Raw genomic sequence first — 18,797 nt, forward strand, 5'->3', positions numbered from 1 at the left:
GTTTTTCAACAGAATTCGCCCTTCGTGTCGATGCCTAGCGTCTTGCACGGATGACGTAGACGGGCTGTACACTGGTTGCTCAATTGAGCAAACTTGGCATCAAAGGTCAGGCCAAGCGATCTCGTCGTGGTGCAAATATCGCAAGCGCTTGTCTCGCTCCTGTCGACCGCAAGATACGTTAGCTCGCAGGAATATACGCCCTCTACTCGCTGGCGACAACGGAATGGGCTTCAACCCGGTTGCTTCGAGCTGGTTTCCGATACTCCGCGTTCCTTCCCCTACGAATTCGGCCAGATGTTTGCAGGGGACATATCGGTCCAGGAAACAATCGACGGATTCGTAGGTCACAACCTTGATCGACTTCCGTGAGTGCGGGTGCCGTGCCCGAACTTGCGTCAGGTGGCCCGCCTCCACCAAATACCGGACGGCAGCTTCATTGATCCCCAGATAACGTGCTAGCGTGGACCGAAGGTAGCCTTCTGGCTTGAGCAGACGCAACGCCTCGGCAACCTCTTGTGGGTCCAGCCGCACAGACAAGTAGCCACTTTCCTCAGATGACTTGGCGACAGTTTTCAGCGCCCCCTTCTGGATCAAGCGAACAACGTCAGCCGCGCCTGCGACGGCTTTCCGGCAGGTCGTCTGAATCCCGACCAGGCGCTCCGCACCGCCATCACCTTCGCCCAATTCGACGCGAGGTTTGATGCTGGCGAGGAATGCATCAAGCTGGCCTTCGTCGTAATAGGGACGCCCAACGGGCGATCCGGCAATCGGTGACAGGATACCGCCCGCAACGAGTGCATCGAACTGAGCCCTGGGAGCATTGACCCTTCTTTGCGCAGCAACTTGGCAAATGACCCCGGAGAAGCGCTCGACGATTGGCTTCAGCGCCCGCGCATCGAGAAGCGCGCCCTTGCCGACATCGCCACCAGAAGTCAGGAAGCCGTTGGCCTGCAACAGCTCCAACGTTTGACGATATCCCAGTCCCAGATCACGACGCAGAGCTTCGACACTGTAGACGCGCCGACCGGCACACGGCTTGCCGAAGAGCATGTCCCCTGCACCAATGGGGTACGTCTCCGCCATGAAATCCCGCACGATGGCTCTCAAGGGTTCATATTGATCCGCGTGTGACTGCTCCAGCCAGTTGAACAGACAGCCATAGTGCCTGCGGGACAGGGAGACCGGCGATCCAGCGTCACAATGGATGGCCTCAAGCAAATCTCGCAGCCCGCGCTCACCCCGCGACAAGATTTCAAAGCCCCGCGCACCTGCCTGGCTCTTGTCGCCTTCCGACAAGAACTTCGGCTTCGCCCCAACCCCGAAGAGGTCCACGATGCCCAGGATCTCGGCACCGAGTGCTACGGCACCGAAGCCCAGATCATCTAGCCAGCGGTCTTGGCGTTCACCTGACATTCTGCGAGCCAGATAACTTTCCAGACCGGTCGGCGCCTGAGGAACGACCAGTTGTTCCAGTTCCTCAGGCTCAAGCCCCAGGTCGCGAATGCGGCCCGCAAAGTCGTGTGGGCCCCGGCTATGCGAATAGCTCTCGTCCTCGTGGAGCCTGCATCCATGCTGCGGGCAGGCCCGGATCGAAGGGATGTGCCAAACGCACTTTTGAGCGGCACCATCCACCGATGACGTCGTAATGTCTTCGGCCACGCACTTCGGGCAAAACCTCAGCCGTCTACGTGTGATCCACCGCTTCTCAACAAGTTGCCCGGCGACCAGGTACTGACCGGCCGAGGTCTTGGCCACGAGCCCTCGCAAGAGCTCGGCGCGAACGACACCACCAAGCTGAGCAAGGATGGACAGCGCGCGCTCCTCGCCATCAGCAAGAGCCTGCAGCGCAAAACCCTGATCAGCACAAAACTCCGATGCGAAAGAAAGGCCGTTGGCCCAGGCCAGCCGTGATGCGAAAGACGCCGGGGTTTCCCCCGGCACCAACGCTACCAGGATCGGCAAGCGACGGATCATGCCGCGCCCCTCGCCTTGACTGGCGGCGCCTCGAGGTCCGCGCCGCCCAACAGCTGCCCGGTGTTGATGGCGCGGAAGCTCTCCACGATGAAGGGGTTCAATGCGTCCACACAGCCTTTCTGCTTACGATAGGCGGTCGCAAAGTGCGCTTGTTCCACCGAAGCACTCCCCTCAAGCAACGCGATCTTGATGGCCTCGATGATCAGACGCGTCGTCAGCCCGAACTCGTACCGGGAAGCATGCAGCAAACGCTGAACAGAGGACGCAGCCTGAAAAGACTGCCCTCGTCCTAGCTTCGCTGTCGAGAGATAGGCTTCCAGCACACTGCCAACCTCATGCCCATGCGCGGCGTATGTCATCGGGGCGAAATGCACGGGCTCAAACCGTCGCTTTAGCTGATCATCCCGATTGATCAGGTCCAGGAGCTCGCAGGTCCCACTCAAGATCAGGCTGACAGGCCAGGTGGCGTATTCCAGACAAGATTTCCACACGAGCATGACCTGGTCCAGATCATGCTTCGACTTGGATCTCAGGATGTGCTGGGCCTCATCGAAGTGAAAGAACAAGGTCTTATGCGCCCGGGCTTGGCGCATCACCTGCTGCCAGATGGAATGCGCGTTTCGCTCGCTCTTACTCTCGTATCCAAACGCATCGAGAGTATCGACGCCGACCCCTTTGATCGTTGCACCGGTCTCAAGCCGAACGGTCAGTGCTTCTCGCAGGGGCGACCCATACGAAATTTGGGGATGCTGCTCCAAAGCATGCTTGGTGCTGACCGTCTTGCCGGCCCCGGCGTTTCCGATAACAACGATGCCGCGTTCCGCGGGCATCCGCCCGGCGGCCATGTGCGCCTTACGGCGATAAAAGATGTCATCAATCTGATCTTGGAGGTCACGATAGGCGTCATGAGCGATGAAGCGGCTTTCAAGGTCAGCCACGATGTGGCTGACCTCCTCGCGCGAGATGCGGGTCATTCACCCTCCTCCATGCGCCACCGCGGCCGTTGTGAGGAAGGCGTGCTGACCACGTCCTCTTCCGATGGAAGAACGGTCAGGGGGGCCGGAAGCGCGTTCTCGGCCTTGGGGATCACGCCGGACAGCAGCCCACGCTTCTTTCTAGAAACCGCAGGACAGTGCCCGGCAACGACATCCAGACCAAGCCAAAGCTGCTGCCGATTACGCTCGACGTCGGCCCGTGTCGGCGCGAGAGCGGAAATACCGAGCCGTTGCGAGGCTGCGCGGTCCTCTTCCGAAAAATCGGCCAGAGCCTGATCGATGACATCTTGTGTCAGCTCCGCCTCTGCCTCGAAACGCCGCCGCAGGTTGGTGCAGGCTTCTGTCCAAAGATCCAGAGACAGGCCGTCGAACCCCTTTGCGCGGGTGCGCGCCACGACCCATACACCATCAAGGTGCACCTCAATCAGCCCCAGGTCTTCATGATCTACCCGAATTTCGACTTCGAGATCAGGGTTGGAGAGGAAGTAGTCCTCCACCGTCTGGCAGGTATAGAAGATACCTGCAAATCGAACACCGCGCCCGGAAATGGTCCGGGTATACTTCCGGCCGAACGCACCCAGGCGCTCGAACCGGCCCGGTTGCCGAGGTTTTCCGACCGTCGAGCACAGCTCCCGCCAACAATTCAGCGGCGTCTGTCCACCAAGGCCTCCATGTGGCTTGTTGTTGTACACGTCGACAACGAAGCGCACCAAGATCCGTGTCAGCTCGTCGTCCGCAAGCGCCGCATAGTCTTCAGGTTTGAAGTCGCCCTTTTCGACGATGTTCGAATATGTGCGCGCACTCAGGCACTGCATCAGGTCCACACCGAAGGTCCGGAAACACCGTTCGACATGCCCACGCAACTTGGGCGCGCCCGCGGGAGGAAACATGACCGTACCACGCAGGTCAGTCACAGCAGCTCGGAAGTCGAAGTTCGCAAAGGCAACGCCTTGGTCAGAGGCAACGGTCTCGAACCCAGTCCCCGGCCAAAAGGGCAGTTTGCACCCGAAGAGCTTTGCCAACTCAGACTTGTCGCGCGTGGCAAGGTCCAACGCGGCAATCGCGTCTTCAGTGTTGGGGGCAGCACATACCTTCACCGAGAGGATCAGCCGCGTTCGGACATCGATCACCACGTAGATCCAGCGTCGCCCCTTCGGCAACGCCTTGATCTGTTCTTCGGTCAGATGCCCGAACACGCCGGCTTCCGCGAAAAAGGTGATCAGATCGACCTTCCACTCATCAACCTCCAGCCGCTCTCCGGGACGCAGGACGTTGAGGCCCTCTCCGATGATTGCAAAATGCCTGTTGGCCGCCTCCAGCCCCTGGCGCTGGCACATGACGTAATAGGGCTCGAGACGGTTGATCTCCCTGTAGATGGTACTATCGGACGGCACTTCCAAAGCCGGTAGGCCGCGGTCTACCCGAAAGGCATTGGCCAGCCGAAACGCCCGCTTTGCCTGCCGAATGACACTTTTCTTGGAGGGGCGTTTGAAGCTGGCATAACGATCTGCGCACTTCCGCAGCAGTGCCGCACTCTCTGGGCCGAATTTCACCTTTGTACGACCGGCCAAGTGCCTCTTATCGATAAGCGCAAGAACGGAACGCCCTGCATCCTGGTACTTTCGCACCCATCGCAATAGGGCCGACGAGCTTGGCGGGTCGATTTCGTTTCGCGAGCGTTTCTTGCCGCAGTACTTGCGTTTCTGGGCAGGCCCTTCGGGTTGAGGGATATGCTTCTCTATCTGCGGGGCGACCTTGAGAATCCAAGCGTCGACGTCCCTCCAATCCCGTCCGATTTCTTCGCGCGCCTCGGCATCCAGAAAGAAATCGCACCATGTCTGTCGGAAGAATACCTTCCCGCGTTGCTTGCGCGGCAACTGGGAGACGACCTGCTCTCCGAACTTGGTTCGCTGTCGCGCCGCCTCCTCGCTGTGGTAGCCGTCCTGTACAACGATATGACCCGTCCTCAGGCCATCGTTGATCTCATCGTAGGTCAGCTCATCAAAAGCAACATTTCCGTCAACTTCGCGCGTGACGGTAACCCCCAAAGGCCCTTGGTCAACGACCAAGCTGGCTATGCCGCCATGGCGGATTTGCGAGTATGGCTCCAGACGAATGATCTCGTTCATTTCGAGCCTCCTTCGACCAGCATCTCGAGGTCGATGATGCCGTCCTCAAGCGGCCTCAGTACGCCAGCATAGATCGCCTTGAAGACCTCAGGCCATGCCCTCCCCCCGATGGCAGCCCGCGCGATCAGATCGCGGATTTTAACCGGCAGCTCAAGCTCGGCCGCCAAGCCTGCAATGATAGACGCGGCTTCCGGATCGTCTTCACGCCTGTAGGCCAAGAGGCGGCGCGCATTCAGGGCTTCCCACTGGTCGTAATTCTCCTCGGTGATCAGAACCAAGGTCTCGGCGAACTCTGGCGGCATAGCCGCCGCTACAAAGCTCAGTTGCTCTTCAAGATTTTGGGCCTTGGCGCGTGCCGCAGGCTTCACCTCAGCGCCGACCTTGGTTCCATCAGCAAAGATGTAAACCTGGTCGATCACCTTATGCCGCGAGCGACCTTCTGCATCGACGTACTCGATGGATGAAGGTTGCTCCACCATGTCGGCTACGGAATAGATGGCAGAGGTCGTGACGAAAGCGTCGAACTCACCAAGGCTGTCAAATTTCACTTTCTGGCTTGCGCCGCCATATGGCCGGAAAGCGCCCGTCTCTACATAGGTTCGCGCCCTAGAGCGCTCCGAAAGGTTGCGTGTGGAACGGCTGGCCCGAGGGGCCACGAAGATATCTGTTTTCATGTTTTTTTACGGTGTGCGAGATCACCCGTGTGCCATGCTGACCACGGTGAACCGCTCACGGTCCTCTTGTCGATTGATGGAAGACGGCCGAGCGCGACCGATCGGGTCAGGTGACCCGGCCGTCAGACTTGACTTTCGAGGGGAATCGAGAGACCTTCAGGATGTCGGCTACCAAACGACGTGAAGGCCCTTGAGAGTCCGCTCTCGGGGCTTTTCTTTTTTCTAGATCATCACTTCTGATCCTCCTTTTTTCTCACACCGGCGGCAGACCAAAGATCATCTGGGCGAAAGCCAGTGCGCTCGGCGATTGCCGCTTCGATCCTCGGCGATCTCTTCCTACCGGCCAATACGTTCGACACCGCAGGTCGGCTGTACCCGATACTCTCAGCAAGCTCCGTGATCGTCGTCCCGGACATCCCGAGATGCAGTTTCACAATCTGCTGACGCATTTTATCGGCATCCATATTTCACGGCCTTTCACGGGAACGAACGTTTCGAATTGCATTGGGAATGGATCCCGCGGCAGGCTAATTCTACGAATCCCCGAGACCGCCATGCAAGAAAATAATCCACCCGGAGGGCTCTAATTAGAAGGAAATTGACAAATAGATCTGACACTTAACATACCTTTCCCTTCGAATGTCAGATGGCGATTCTACAGTGGTCATTGAGCTCGAAACCAATGTTTCCGAAGGCCTCAAGACACCTTGATGCGATCAAAGGGATGTTCTCCATTTACGCCGCCTCATGCCAACGTCTAAATCGTGTCCTAACGAAAGCGGCTCTGATCGCAAACATTCAGCCATGGGTGCAACGTGACGACGATCTGTTGCTTCTCGAAGATTTCGCATTTGGACGCGTCGAGGATACGGTCCATTTCAAGAACTGATTTCACAGCTTTCCTGGGCGCAAGCACCTGATTATCGGCAACCACGATGATGAAGCGCTGGTCCTGCAACCTTGGGCTAACATCGTTGACATGACAGAACTACGGGACGGCGAACAAAGCCTTTGCCCTTCGACTACCCGATGATCACCTAGAACGGTGCTCACAGAGGCGGGTTGCAACTTCTCAGGGAGCGTAAACGGTGGCTTGGCTCCCGAGACTTCAAAATCGCCAGTGAACAAACACTGACACGATATGAAGCACGGGAACGAAGTTACCTGAAAACGCGATGCCCAGACAATGGTCCCGCCGCAAGCAGCACCCGTCGCTCGCAGTCCTATCTTCTGCTTGGGCCCGATGCATACTCGCGCTAAGCTTTGGCGCGAAGGGCGGAGAGTGGTCATTCGCTGCGGGTGCAGCAAATGATCACGAATCCTAAGAAACGGACATTGAGAATGCCTTCGGAAATTGGCCGGAAAAAGGAAAGTGCTTTGAAAAATTCTATCAACATTCTTCAGCTTTGAATCTCAACGGGAACTGCGATCTGGTTTGAAATCTCAGTATATAGATCGGTTTCAACATCGGTCCGCAAGGTGAGTACCAAAGCATATCGGACGCGTCGTTCAAAGCGAGACAAAGCGGGCTTTTCTCGCCACCAGCCACCAACCGGATGGATTGCTAAGCCGTTAAGACTGGCCAAGTCAGAGGCATACCCCTGCCAAATGTCACTGTGCAGCGAACCTCGGTCGCGTAGACGTTGGCCAAGTAGCCAACCATCACCGCCTCCGCCACCAATGGCATCATCTTCCTCACGGGCCGCAGCATTGATCCGCTTTCTGAACCGTTCATTGCTTTCTTCGGGTCGCTTAAAGGCAAATCTCAATCCGTGGCCGGGATAGCTATGGCGCTTATTCCAACCCCGCTCCCCTGGGTTGGGTTCGATGAAATAGCTCAGTGTCACTCGCAATTCGACGGGCGTGTTTTCCAGTTCAGTGAGTTTCGCAACTGGCCAAGGCAACTGATGAAAAACCATTTCGTTGGTTTTGACGCCGCCAGCTTCTTTCACGAAAGGTGTGATTTCACGCTGGATCACAAGGGAAACGTCGTTGTCCACGCTGGACAAAGCACGTGCCAAGCTAGGCACCCCAAAGCCGTAGCGCCGTGTGAGGATGCGCATTTCTGCCTTTGACGGCTTCTCTGGAGCATGCCCACGCATGCGCGGGGTCCAATCGGCGGATTGCACGACTAATGCACGAACTGTTTCAGGCCAAAGGCCAGGTTTTGCTGCCATAATCTGGGCCGCCATACGGGATGCATTGGCGGTTGCAGCACTTGTGTCGAATGATGTTGTGAATGCCGCTTCTTCCGGACGTCTGAAAGTCGTCAAAAGCCCGAGGTCATCCACCTTCATTGTGTGACCAGTTGCTGGTTCAACTGCGTGATTGCCGCCCTCGAAAACGACGTCTGGCTTTAGGGGCCAATCATGGGACCAGGTGAGGGAGGTGCGACTTGCCGGGGATAGATCCCCGGCGGCAGGAACAGCTTGCCAACCAGCAAGCGCTGGCTCGGTGATGTTGAGCTTTTCCGTGGACGCACCAACAGTCAGGACATTCCAAGCCTGAGCGGGGTTTTCTATGGCCGCACTATCATTTTGGTCCATGTACTCATTGGCAGGGTAGGCATTGTGGATATTGCCCGCCGACACCGCAATGAAGCGTTGGGTTTCACCTTCTCCGTAGGCCAGTTCATCCAAGCACGCAGACCAAGACGAAGGTCGCCCAGTCAGATATGTGTCTGAGCTTGTGACTGCCAAACAAAACGCACGATCTCGAAGCGGCGCTCGCATCTCAGGTAAACTGACTGCTGACGCCGTGATGTGACCATATAGCTCAGGATCATTTACACCAAAGTCGGGCAAGATTTTGACTGATTCAAGTCGATGGGTCAGCTCGACTTCGCCTTGGCCGTATATCTGATCCGTCAGATCACCATAGAGCGCTATTCCACTCATCTGAGTTCCGTGTCCACCCCATCCATTTGCACTGACATCTTCGACAGACGGGTCAAACTGCCAGTGCTGTTGGTCCTCGGCGTTCAGGGCGGGGCGGATCAAGGGATGGCGATGGGTAGTGCCACTATCGAGGATACAGACGGCAGGCGCATCATCATCGGGAGGCGTGATCCGCGCGAGAAAATCGTCAGCCCATTCATGCTGTTCAGAACCTTCCATCAGCACAAACGGGGAGGGTGTGTCTTTGGCAAGGCGCAATTCAGCAATGGCGTCTGTGTTAACTAAGATGCGTGCTAGTTGCCGCGCAGTTCCTCGTGCAAGCAAAACATCACGCTCAGCAAATCTGATGAAACTTTCGCGGCACGTCATACCGACGGCTTCTGCAGCGTGGGTAAACACAGCCTGACGTTCATTGCGCAACCAAACTTCCCACCACACTTCTGTGTCCGGATCTGGGTAGGTTGCGGGGGCGTCTGTAAAAATAGACCGCACTTGTCCTAGCCGCGCAGCTTCAACTGATGCAATAAGCGCATTGTTTTTCGGGCGGCGTGATTTCTGGATGCGGTCGCCGTTTGCATCAAGCTTGAATGCGCCCTGATCGTCTTTTTCGTAAGTGTAGTTATCCTTTTCAGGATCGGAAAAATCATCAATCCGTTTAGAATAGTGATCGATCTTTGCGTCCGGAACAAACAATGTCGCTGTGATCTTTGCCGGATCAGCCTCGGAAGGGCGCACAGTGAGGAGTTCAATCTGCGATCTACCTTGCCGTGCTTCAAGTTTTTCGACGATGGCTGGATTAGAGGCGTTCACGTCAATCTCAAGATAAAACCCAGGTGTGCCTGCAGAAATGCCTGGTTCACGCGCTGTCCGTTGCATCTCGGCAGCCGCGAGCGCGGCATTAAATGATGCCTGCAAATCCATTGCGTGATTTGCTCGGTTGCGATCGGGTGTCTTACCACCGCCCCCGCCAGCGCTAGGTGACGTGAAACGTTCGGTATTGCCCTGATTTGGAAGATAAAAATGTCCCTTTGGGTCGGGTCGGGTGTCGGCCACTAATGCTGCCCTTTATGTTCTCGGGGAATGCTGGCGATCTAAAACTGCAGCTTGAATGTCTGCCAAGGTGATTGAAAATCGGTCATCTAAAACCGAGCGCTTTGCAGCTTCATCAGCGATCCGGCTGAGGTCGGCCTGACTGAGGCTTCCACTAGCTTCGACTGCCTTATCCCAGTCGATACCTTTCGTTTCGAATGTTGCAAGGCGGCGCTTTAGGATCCCCTTAGCAATGTCGGGCGTCGGCATAGCATATTCGATAACGTCATCAAATCGCCTGAACAGTGCAGGGTCTAAGAGTTCCGGGTGATTTGTTGCTGCAATAATTAGGCCATCGCTGTCATCATTCTCCAGCAATTGCAAAAATGAATTTAGAACACGCCGAATTTCACCCACATCGTTGGTATCGGATCGTCGCGATCCGATTGCGTCAAATTCGTCAAAAAAATAAACACCATCGGTTTGCCGCATTGCTTCGAATAGAAGTCGCAGCTTCGACGCAGTTTCACCCATAAAGCGAGTTATAAGGCTCTCAAAAACCACTGTGAATAACGGTAGCTTCAGCTCCCCAGCAAGTGCCGAAGCAGTCATTGTCTTTCCGGCTCCCGGAGGACCGATCAAGAGAATTTTGCGGCGTGGTGTGAGCCCATGTTCAGCAAGACGGTGCCGTTGACGGTGCTCGATGGTTATCCGTTTTAGTCGTTCCGCAAGTGTGTCTGTGAGGACCATGGCGGAAAGCCTCGTGTCAGAATAGCTCACTGACACTAGTTCGCCGAGATCGCCTCGTGGCTGGGCAAGAGGCACCGGGCGCGCCAACTTTTTATTCTTCTGTGTACGCGCCTTTTCAACAACGTCCCTAAGCTCCGTCGCTAACTTGTTATGCCCCTTTCTCGCTTCGCTTGCGGCAACCTGAAGTGCAACGGACAAGAATTGTTCGTTGTCATCGTCTATGTGGCTACGCAAAAGCGCGAGGATCTGCTTTGAGGTGGTCATTTTGTCAACTTGAATGGAATACACCGATTTTCAGGTGCCGGATTTGGTGTTGAGCTTCATCCTAGAGCAACATGTTTCAGCAAGCAAACTTGTTATGCTCAGGTTGAACGCTGGGGCTGCGCCAACTTTTGTCGCTCATGCTGGACGATGAACGAACGTCTGGTTTGGCGAAGCTGCGATGCAGCGCCAGGCTGACATACGAAAGGCAGGTTTGGGCCGTCAGCTTTCGATGTTTATCGATTTAGGGCTAAACAGACGTGGCCCTTTTACGGCAGGCGAAGACATGCGGCCCTTCAAACCTTTCCGCCATCGGTGCGCAAAATTATCTACACGACAAACGCCATTGAAAGCCTGAACCGCGTTATCCGAAAAACCACCAAAACGCGCGGCAGCTTCCCAACCGATGACGCCGCAACCAAGCTGATCTATCTGGCGATCCGCAGCTTCGAGAAGACAGGCAGAGCCGTCAGATATTGGGTTGCTGCCCGCAATCAGTTCGCTATCCTATACCCTGAACGGTTCAATAAATGATCCGGCAAACCTGCATGGGCTAAGCCTCATACACAGAGTTTCGGATACTCCCACACGCTACGCCTGCCATCGTTCAGACCAGCACGAGGTGCATGGCGAAGATCAGCTCACCAAATATTCGCGCTGATTTTGAATTGTTCCACCAAACATCGCCACAGCCAAACATGCAAACGGCCTCGGGTAATCCCCGAGGCCGTTTCTCCATCGTCTCAGCCGAAATGACCTTTTGAGACGTTTAGGTCATGTAGCGTGGCACGCCACAACAACAACTTGTGGGACCCACCTAAAAAACGCCATTGGGGTCACTCTATATACCCGTAAGTCATTGAAATAAATCACTGTAAGAAATCCCCTTCGCACCGGCGGCGGCCAGTTTGTCCTTTTGGCACAGGATTAATATCCATCGATTTTCCAAGAAAAATGCCGCCTTTCGGCGGCATCCAATTCAAAGTCGTCGGCGTCAGGATCAAACCTTGGGCAGGTCTGCCTTCTCATAGATGGCAGCACCGAACTCCCTTGGGTCCCAGATCGGCTTGACCCCGCGTTCACGAAGCAACTTCTCGATGGCGAGCGGTCTCGCCCCCATGACCAGAGGCAGCCTCTTCTTGGTCACGTATTTCTGCCGGAAGTTCTCAAGCGCCGCGGGCGAAACCCAGACGTCCTCGCCGTAAGGCTCGGATGCGATCAGCGGTGCCGCTTCGGGATGGCAGAACACGCGACGGCCTCGGGAGGGATCGAACCCGAGAATGATGAGCGCCAACTCCCCGCTCATCCCGGGACGGGGAAGCGCAAGCTTCGACTTGATCTCCTGAGGATCCACGAGAACGGCCGCCAGGCCAGCGGCACCGGCCAAACGGCATGCACGTAGCAAGCGCCCCTGCAGCAACATCGATAGAATGACGGACATCTTCACCCTCCCCTTCTCTGCAGCCTTGGCGAGCGTCACCATGGTCGTCGGCTTCTCCGCGACTTCGGGAAGGCGCACATGCATCTGCTCCAGGAAGGCCGCCATCTCCAGCCCATCGACTGCCTTGCTCACTTTACTGGAAGCCGCTTCAACCTCCGTCAGTCGCGTCAGCGCACCGATTTCAAGAAGGGCAGCGACCATGGGCCGGGACGCCCCCAGCAACTCCGGCAGGCGACTGACTGGCACAGCATGCTTCATTATTCGAATGGACGCGCGCGCTTCGTCGTAGCGCAGAAAGATATGACCGCACGGGGCCTCTCGGTCAGAGGCGGAAATGATCCCCTGGTCGGCAAGGAGGTTCCGGAGCGTCATCGGATGTACGAGTTCTGCGGCCGCGATCTTCGCCACACTGCTGACACGGGGGGCCTCAACAGGGCTTCCCAAGAGGATCTGCCCTTTTGTCAGGGGCACCGTGTCGAGGATGTGCTGGCGCAGAAGGGGGCGGATGGGCCCGGGATCCTTGGTCAGCCGCGATGCGGACATCCAAGCGTAGAGCATGCCATAAGCTGTCTTGGGATGCATGGAACCGGGATTGGTCTGGGAACGCTTCAACAGATCCATAAAGGTGGTACGGATCGCCGCCTCCCCCTCGCTCATCACCGGCCACCCCGCGCGGCCGGCTTCATCCCACATGCTCTCGGTCATGTTGGAGGCCTTCTGCCCAGCTCCGAACGCGATGACCGCGCCCAGCATTTCGGTGGCACGGACGCCCTGCTCGATCCCCTGGCCATCAAGCCATGCGGGGCCGGAAGCGCCCGCCAGCCTCGCGACGACATAGTCCTGCAGCGGCGAAGGCTGCAGCGAGGCGTTAGGTCCGACCGCCAGCGCATCTTTCTCCCAAGGCAACGCCTGAAGTTCATGCGCACCGTCGTCCCATTTCCCGCCGCGGTGGCTGAGCAACGGGATCTGATGCACGGGACACACCCTGACCACGGACAGTGACCAGATCAAACGGTGCCGCCACTTGGTGGCGGGACGCGCAGCATCCGCGGCATCCTCGGCCAGGCAGGAGGGGCAGAGGCGGGTGACGGGCCCAGTCAGGAACTCCGCAGCGAAGCACTCACCGCGGAGGGCATATTGCCGATCACCGAGCGCTGTCACAGCGTTATGCGCGACTGGTGCGCGCTCCTGCCCGGAGATCGAACACAGCCGCGCAAGCGCACACTCTTCGCCACGCTTCAAGGACCAGAGGTCGATGCCAAGGTCGTTCAAAAACGGCACAAGGCGCCCACCCGAGTGAAAGGCCGCGCTACGCGCGGCCCAGGAGAGCGGAGTTTCATCCGGATGGAACGGCAAGCGGGGGAAAAGCATCGCCATGAGTCAGCCCCTCCGCCGCGTCGAGACACGCGGTGCCACCTCGAAGGCCTGATCGAGGCGCAGAAGCCGATACTGCTCGGCATAGAACACGTTCTGATCGGCAGGACACCCTTCATGCATGGCCCAGGCACGGGCGAAGTGATCGATCGTCAGATCGCTGGCCTCCGCGTAGAGGGCCACCTCGATCGCGCGCACGATCAGTTCGATCGCCCTGCCGAACCGATAGCGCGCCCCATGGAAGACCCGCCCGACAAGGTCGGCCTCGACCGGCGCACCGAGGCCTGCTCGTTGGCAGTAGTCGCCCACGATCTGCTGGAACAGGTCACCGTGCAATTCGGGAACCAACGCCGCAAAAGCGACCGTCGAGAAGCGCCGCTGAACCTGTGGGTCCGTCCGGATAACCTGCGCAAGCTCCTCGGTGCCGGAGAGGACAACGATCACGGCATCATCCCCCTGCATCAGGGATTTCAACGCGCGCAGAATGAGGTTTCTGTCCGCGCAAAACAGGTCGTGGGCCTCGTCGATCCACAGGACAACAGTACCCGTCACGCGCATGCGCTCGCGAAGGATCTGGACAAGCGACCAGACCTGCCGGGTCGGCGACACAGTTCCGTAGCCACTCTTCTCGAGCATCTCCAGCACCATGCTCTTGAGGGTTGCCGGGCTCGGTACGGAGCATTCCAGGAACCTCGGGCGGCCGTACTCCCCCTCTGCCAGGACAGGAAACTTCATCAGGGCGCGATGAACGAGGTGGGACTTGCCGCTGCCGGCGCCGCCCACGACCATGATACCGCGCGTTTCATTGGTCCGGGTGAAGCGGATCGGCTCGGGGGAGAGTTCCCCCTCGTCGTCCCGCTTCAGGAGGCGCGCGAGTTGGCCCGTCAGCTCGGTATCCATATCGGAGCCAACGTGGAGGCTCCGAAGATGTTCGAGCGCACGTGCGGTTTGAGCGTGATGCGACATGATCAGTCCTCTTCGATGTTCAGGGTCGTCTGGGTCTTGGGCGCGCTGCCGGCACCTTTCGCCGCGTTGCGCTGCGCCGGAGGCGCGGCATCGGCGGGTTCGACGTGATCGCGAATGGCACGGCCCAGCTCGTTGTCGTTCTGCGGGCTGGAGGCGCGCTCGTGGAATTCCACACCCGCGAGCACTTTCCTTTCCGCACGTTCGATGGCGTCGCCAGACCAGTCCTCCAGGTTCAGGCTCGCCGCAGCCATGGCTGCCTCGTTGCGCTCTTCGATCGCCTTGATGGCCTGACGGACCGCCGGCAGATCCAGCCGGTTCGACTTCGGGTTGCCGGCACGAACCGTGCGGGTTGCCGTCAGCCAGGTTTGTGCGGAGACCCCTTCGAGGCTGGCGTCAACAGACGGCACCTCATGCCACCGATCTCCCAGCTGAACCGAAACGGCTCCGATATCCTTGGGATGCCAGCGGACATTGACGGTGCAGCTGTCCTCACGACGGAGCCACGTCGCCAGTTTCTCGGAGTGATAGCGGACCTTGAGGATGGTGATCCCGGTCTTGTCCAGCGTAGCAGTCTTGTGCTGACCGAAGACGGTGCGCGCAGTGTGCATGTCCGGCGGCGGCATCACACCCCATTGCGTGCTCAGACGACGCCAGCAGACGATGGGCGTCTCTCCGTCCAGCCCACGGTGAGGCGTGTTGTGGTAGATGTCGACGACCCAGCGAACCAGCGCAAAGGTCAGATCATCTACGGTCAGCGCCGCGCGTTTGGTGGGGTCAGAGTCGCCTTTTTCCAGAATGTTGGAGAAGGTACGGCCAGACAGGCGCGGCATCAGGTCCAGGACGAAGGTCTTGAACACACGTTCGATGGTCCCGCGCACTTCCGGAACGCCGTTGATGGCGATTTCCGTAGCGATCGCCAGATCAGCACATGCGAACCGAAAGCGTTCGGACTTGAACGCGAGACCACCGTCGGTGACGATCAATTCGGGCCGACCATGCATGTCCCAGGCGGTGAGCGCGCCGACGGCGTCCGCCCACTTGCCCTTGTTCGTCATGATCATCTGCACCGCCTGGTTCGCGGCCTCACCCCCGGGTTGCCGGCTCAGCACCATCGAGAGAATGCAGCGCGTGGTGCAGCAGATCGCTGCGGTGATCCACCAGCGCGCCTTATCCTTGTTGAGGCCCATGGCGGCCCTCTCAGCGTCGGTCAGGAGACCGAACATGCCGGAGTCATTCATGAGTGCGATCAGGTCGACTTGCCATTCGTCGATTTCCACCCGCTGAAGCGGGCGCGTAAGATCCAGGCCGCTGAGCACCGGGCGGTACTTCTTCCGCGCTGCGGCCTCGCCTTCCCGGGCCAAGGTCACTTGGAAGGGATCGAGTTCGCGCACGGCGCGGCGGACCGTCTCACGGCTAGGTGTCGTCAGAATGCCCTGACAGTTGTTCGTGCGTTCGGCATTCCGCTTGGCAAAGGCCAGCTGAACACCCTCATGGATCATCTTGATCGTCGGCTTCTCGGGCGACAGATACTTGCGCACCTCGGTCATGAGCAGGCGGATTTCTTCAGGGCCCATCACCCGGGTACGATTGCCGCGACGATGCATGGCATCGGCCAACCCGACCAGCCCCAGCTCTTCTTTTGCCTCCAGCCAACGGCGCAAGGTACGAGGCGAGGGCGCTTCGTCGAAATTGCCCGAAATATCGAGCTTTCTATCGCCAACACGGGTATGCTTTCCCGCGTATGCCAATGCCTTACCCTTGATCAGCGCCATGTTGGCGTCGAGGCTCTCATCCGTCATCTTGATAAGGCCATCGCGGCGCAGCTCGAGGATCGCCTCGCAGTAAGCGTCCTTCTTGGAAAGGCGCACCCGGGTCTTGAACGGCAGGTCGTCGATGAAGCTAGCGGATTGGACCAGGCGCTTACGGGCCGAAGCGGGATCGTAGTAGCCCAGCTCGACCCGGATGCGGCCTTGCGCACCCAAACGGCTCAGCTGCTCGTGCGAATAGCTATGCGCGAGCGCCTCACTGTCATCGGCACCGAAGACGTACCCCTCCTCGGAGTGGTAAATGACCCTGCAGGCCATCCCGCTGATATGCACCCGGTCGAGCTTCCCGAAGGCGTAGCGTACGTTGTCGATATTGAAGTTGAGTTCCATTTTCTTTCCTTTGATGTCGTCCGGTCGTTCTGGAATTTGAGCGCGCGGAGAGAACCCACTGCCGATGTGCAGTCGGGCCGCCGCAGCGGTTGAAGGGGGATGATTGGTAGAGGGACTGAGACAGAGCTGCGGTTAGTGCAGCGCCATCACCCTGATGACCTGGGAGGTTTCGCTGATCTTCTCCTGGCGCAGGAGTTGGAGGTGCCCCGATCCGATGTGGCGAACCACGGCCCGCAAGCCGGTTCCCTCCATCCCGATCCTGTCGCGCAGGGCCCCGATCGTCTCGACGCCGCGCATCATATCGATCACCTCGGCAGCTGCCTGATCTGCGTCAGGCTCCGCGATGCGTACCGAGTGAAGATGCGTGGCGTTGTGAAGGGCGACGGGGCACACATCACGCTCGGTGAAGAGGCGAAAGTCATCGAACACACCCTGAGAGAGCGACTGGTGCTTGATCCTGGCCAGCTCGTCCTCATATACGGCGCTGACACGATGGATCGGACGCACCGCGTAGCCGATACGACGGCCGTCCCGCAGCCGGCAGACCAGGTCGACATAGTGGGTGTAGTACTCGCCATCGGCGTCATACCAGTCAAAGGCCTGCTGCTCGACGAGATCGACCGTGGTCGGCGCATAGCGGAGGATGAGCGCGACCTTCTTCTCAAGGTTGCTTTCCAGACCGACGCCGCGCCCGTGGCCTTCGCCAAAAGTGATATGTCCCGTGAAATGGGACTTCGATGCGACTTGAGTGCTGCGGTTACCAGCGCTCACCACGGGCAAGCGAATGCCGCCCGGCAGAAAGGGATAAGACATGATTTCTCCCGCCCCGAGAAATTGACAGTCTCGGGCTATGACGATCTTGGAAATGCGCGGAGAGCCGTCCTTGTCCTGGCGACAGCATCATGCTAATCGGCAGGTGCAACACAGGGATCGGGCTTTCGCACGGTTCATTCGGGCGCCAAGCGCCTATATCTGGTTTTGGGTGTTTGAGCCTCTTTGGACAGTTTCTTCCGATGAGCGCCTGTAACCTGAGTGGAACTGAAAGATCAGAACCGGGTCAGGAGATCAGCCGCATATTCGGGAATTGCCCATAAGAGACACAGGACCCACCTGTCCAGCCCGTCGGGAGAGCGGGGTTTCGGCGGCCGAATTTTCGCAAATTCCGGCCTCAAGATCGGAAAGGCGCTCGCCTCCGATTTTCAGGTCATCCAGCAGATTTTGCGAAAAGATGACCGGAAGTTCTTCAGCACTGCCCGAAACGCGGGCGCTGTGAGCTTCAGAAAATTTTTGAATGGCCATTTTCATCGGGATAACTCTGTGGATAGTTGAGAACGCACGCCAATTCGGCGGCGCACATCATGAAATCACTCCGATTTCGCGAATCGAATTCGGCAAATCATTCGGCTTTCCGGGCCAGGAAGGCGCCGGGATTCGGTCAGGACGCACCGCTTCGGGCGAGCTGCGACAGCCGCCGGAAGAGCTTGTCAGACAGGATCGTCCGCCGCTCCCACTCCGGTGTTCTCAGCTCCCTGGCAGCATCCCCAAACCAGAGCTTCAGACTGCCCTTGTCGGACCGGTGCGAGAACACGGCATGCGGCCCGTTTGAACTGACCTCAACAGAGACCGGGGTAGAGTTGAACCCTTCGTCGGCATCCTCGAACCCCTCCTCGAGCCAGTGGCCGCAGAATGCGCCAAAGGTGCGATGCAGCTGCAGGCCAGCGACAGGCAACCGGTTCAGGGCATCAAGCAACTTGCTCTCCCCTCCCGCATCGCAGTTGGCTTCCCATTGGATATGGCCGTCAAGAAACAGGTTCCCGCGCACAAGCCGAAGCTGCGAGAGTTCCCGCACGGCCTCAGGCGCATCCTTGGTCTCCAGCCCCATGACAAGGGCCAGGGTGAGATGAAAGATATCCTCCCCCGTCATGTCCGCCGCCGCCCGGCCACGGCCGCCAGGCGTTCGCAGTCCGGCCCGCGCCATGGCACGCGTCATCGCGTCGACCTTGTTGGGGTTCAGGTCGAACCGCTGGGCAAGCGCCCGCACCATTTCCCCTTTCGTCGCCATAAAAGCTGTCCTCGTGAAGTGTCGTTGGGAGCGTTATGCCAGTCAACGCATTATGCGTCAAGTTATTGGAAAAAGTTTTTCCGAATAAT

The 18,797-nt window shown here is 58.2% G+C and carries 13 protein-coding genes and 1 pseudogene; 1 reads left to right on the plus strand and 13 read right to left on the minus strand.

Annotated elements, in window-relative coordinates; genetic code table 11:
• Positions 1–99: 99 nt before the first annotated feature.
• The 7 genes from BFP70_RS13830 to BFP70_RS13865 all read right to left on the minus strand — a co-directional run bounded on the left by BFP70_RS13830 (position 100) and on the right by BFP70_RS13865 (position 10,712).
• Positions 100–1,974, minus strand: a complete 1,875-nt coding sequence (locus BFP70_RS13830; RefSeq protein ID WP_066012249.1) for a TniQ family protein — start codon at positions 1,972–1,974, stop codon at positions 100–102.
• Positions 1,971–2,948 carry a TniB family NTP-binding protein gene (locus BFP70_RS13835; protein ID WP_066012250.1) on the minus strand — a complete coding sequence of 326 codons (978 nt, stop codon included), beginning with the start codon at positions 2,946–2,948 and terminating at the stop codon, positions 1,971–1,973. Before BFP70_RS13835 ends, BFP70_RS13830 begins: the two co-directional genes overlap by 4 nt.
• Positions 2,945–5,098 (minus strand): DDE-type integrase/transposase/recombinase, encoded by a 2,154-nt coding sequence (locus BFP70_RS13840; RefSeq protein ID WP_066012251.1) that lies wholly within the window; start codon positions 5,096–5,098, stop codon positions 2,945–2,947. Before BFP70_RS13840 ends, BFP70_RS13835 begins: the two co-directional genes overlap by 4 nt.
• Positions 5,095–5,772, minus strand: a complete 678-nt coding sequence (locus BFP70_RS13845) for a hypothetical protein (RefSeq protein ID WP_066012252.1) — start codon at positions 5,770–5,772, stop codon at positions 5,095–5,097. Before BFP70_RS13845 ends, BFP70_RS13840 begins: the two co-directional genes overlap by 4 nt.
• Before the next feature lie 230 nt (positions 5,773–6,002).
• Complete coding sequence (locus BFP70_RS13850; RefSeq protein ID WP_066012253.1) at positions 6,003–6,236, minus strand: helix-turn-helix domain-containing protein; 234 nt, start codon at positions 6,234–6,236, stop codon at positions 6,003–6,005.
• A 936-nt stretch (positions 6,237–7,172) separates the two neighbouring features.
• A complete protein-coding gene (locus BFP70_RS13860) occupies positions 7,173–9,722 on the minus strand; it encodes a S8 family peptidase (protein ID WP_066012255.1) in 2,550 nt (849 codons plus the stop codon).
• 12 nt (positions 9,723–9,734) lie between these two features.
• A complete protein-coding gene (locus tag BFP70_RS13865) occupies positions 9,735–10,712 on the minus strand; it encodes an AAA family ATPase (protein WP_066012267.1) in 978 nt (325 codons plus the stop codon).
• A 297-nt stretch (positions 10,713–11,009) separates the two neighbouring features.
• On the opposite strand from BFP70_RS13865, the pseudogene BFP70_RS13870 reads away from it, so the two are divergent.
• Positions 11,010–11,243: pseudogene (locus BFP70_RS13870) on the plus strand (transposase); the annotation flags it as partial.
• 466 nt (positions 11,244–11,709) lie between these two features.
• Here the strand turns inward: BFP70_RS13870 and BFP70_RS13875 are convergent.
• The 6 genes from BFP70_RS13875 to BFP70_RS13900 all read right to left on the minus strand — a co-directional run bounded on the left by BFP70_RS13875 (position 11,710) and on the right by BFP70_RS13900 (position 18,708).
• Positions 11,710–13,527, minus strand: coding sequence for a TniQ family protein (locus BFP70_RS13875; protein WP_066012257.1), 1,818 nt, complete (start codon positions 13,525–13,527; stop codon positions 11,710–11,712).
• A 3-nt stretch (positions 13,528–13,530) separates the two neighbouring features.
• Positions 13,531–14,424, minus strand: coding sequence for a TniB family NTP-binding protein (locus tag BFP70_RS13880; protein WP_255356713.1), 894 nt, complete (start codon positions 14,422–14,424; stop codon positions 13,531–13,533).
• 68 nt (positions 14,425–14,492) lie between these two features.
• A complete protein-coding gene (locus BFP70_RS13885) occupies positions 14,493–16,646 on the minus strand; it encodes a Mu transposase C-terminal domain-containing protein (protein ID WP_066012259.1) in 2,154 nt (717 codons plus the stop codon).
• A 132-nt stretch (positions 16,647–16,778) separates the two neighbouring features.
• Positions 16,779–17,459, minus strand: coding sequence for a hypothetical protein (locus BFP70_RS13890; protein WP_066012260.1), 681 nt, complete (start codon positions 17,457–17,459; stop codon positions 16,779–16,781).
• 252 nt (positions 17,460–17,711) lie between these two features.
• Positions 17,712–17,951: a hypothetical protein gene (locus BFP70_RS13895; RefSeq protein ID WP_066012261.1), complete on the minus strand. Its 240-nt coding sequence runs from the start codon at positions 17,949–17,951 to the stop codon at positions 17,712–17,714.
• 130 nt (positions 17,952–18,081) lie between these two features.
• Positions 18,082–18,708, minus strand: a complete 627-nt coding sequence (locus BFP70_RS13900) for a hypothetical protein (protein WP_066012262.1) — start codon at positions 18,706–18,708, stop codon at positions 18,082–18,084.
• Positions 18,709–18,797: the final 89 nt, after the last annotated feature.

Source organism: Thioclava sp. SK-1 (genome assembly GCF_001705665.1).
Lineage (GTDB): Bacteria > Pseudomonadota > Alphaproteobacteria > Rhodobacterales > Rhodobacteraceae > Thioclava.

Coding starts and splice junctions, on each gene's coding strand:
- BFP70_RS13830 (WP_066012249.1), bottom strand. CDS start 1,974: ATGATCCGTCGCTTGCCGATCCTGGTAGCGTTGGTGCCGGGGGAAACC.
- BFP70_RS13835 (WP_066012250.1), bottom strand. CDS start 2,948: ATGACCCGCATCTCGCGCGAGGAGGTCAGCCACATCGTGGCTGACCTT.
- BFP70_RS13840 (WP_066012251.1), bottom strand. CDS start 5,098: ATGAACGAGATCATTCGTCTGGAGCCATACTCGCAAATCCGCCATGGC.
- BFP70_RS13845 (WP_066012252.1), bottom strand. CDS start 5,772: ATGAAAACAGATATCTTCGTGGCCCCTCGGGCCAGCCGTTCCACACGC.
- BFP70_RS13850 (WP_066012253.1), bottom strand. CDS start 6,236: ATGGATGCCGATAAAATGCGTCAGCAGATTGTGAAACTGCATCTCGGG.
- BFP70_RS13865 (WP_066012267.1), bottom strand. CDS start 10,712: ATGACCACCTCAAAGCAGATCCTCGCGCTTTTGCGTAGCCACATAGAC.
- BFP70_RS13875 (WP_066012257.1), bottom strand. CDS start 13,527: ATGGCGATGCTTTTCCCCCGCTTGCCGTTCCATCCGGATGAAACTCCG.
- BFP70_RS13880 (WP_255356713.1), bottom strand. CDS start 14,424: ATGGATACCGAGCTGACGGGCCAACTCGCGCGCCTCCTGAAGCGGGAC.
- BFP70_RS13885 (WP_066012259.1), bottom strand. CDS start 16,646: ATGGAACTCAACTTCAATATCGACAACGTACGCTACGCCTTCGGGAAG.
- BFP70_RS13890 (WP_066012260.1), bottom strand. CDS start 17,459: ATGTCTTATCCCTTTCTGCCGGGCGGCATTCGCTTGCCCGTGGTGAGC.
- BFP70_RS13895 (WP_066012261.1), bottom strand. CDS start 17,951: ATGAAAATGGCCATTCAAAAATTTTCTGAAGCTCACAGCGCCCGCGTT.
- BFP70_RS13900 (WP_066012262.1), bottom strand. CDS start 18,708: ATGGCGACGAAAGGGGAAATGGTGCGGGCGCTTGCCCAGCGGTTCGAC.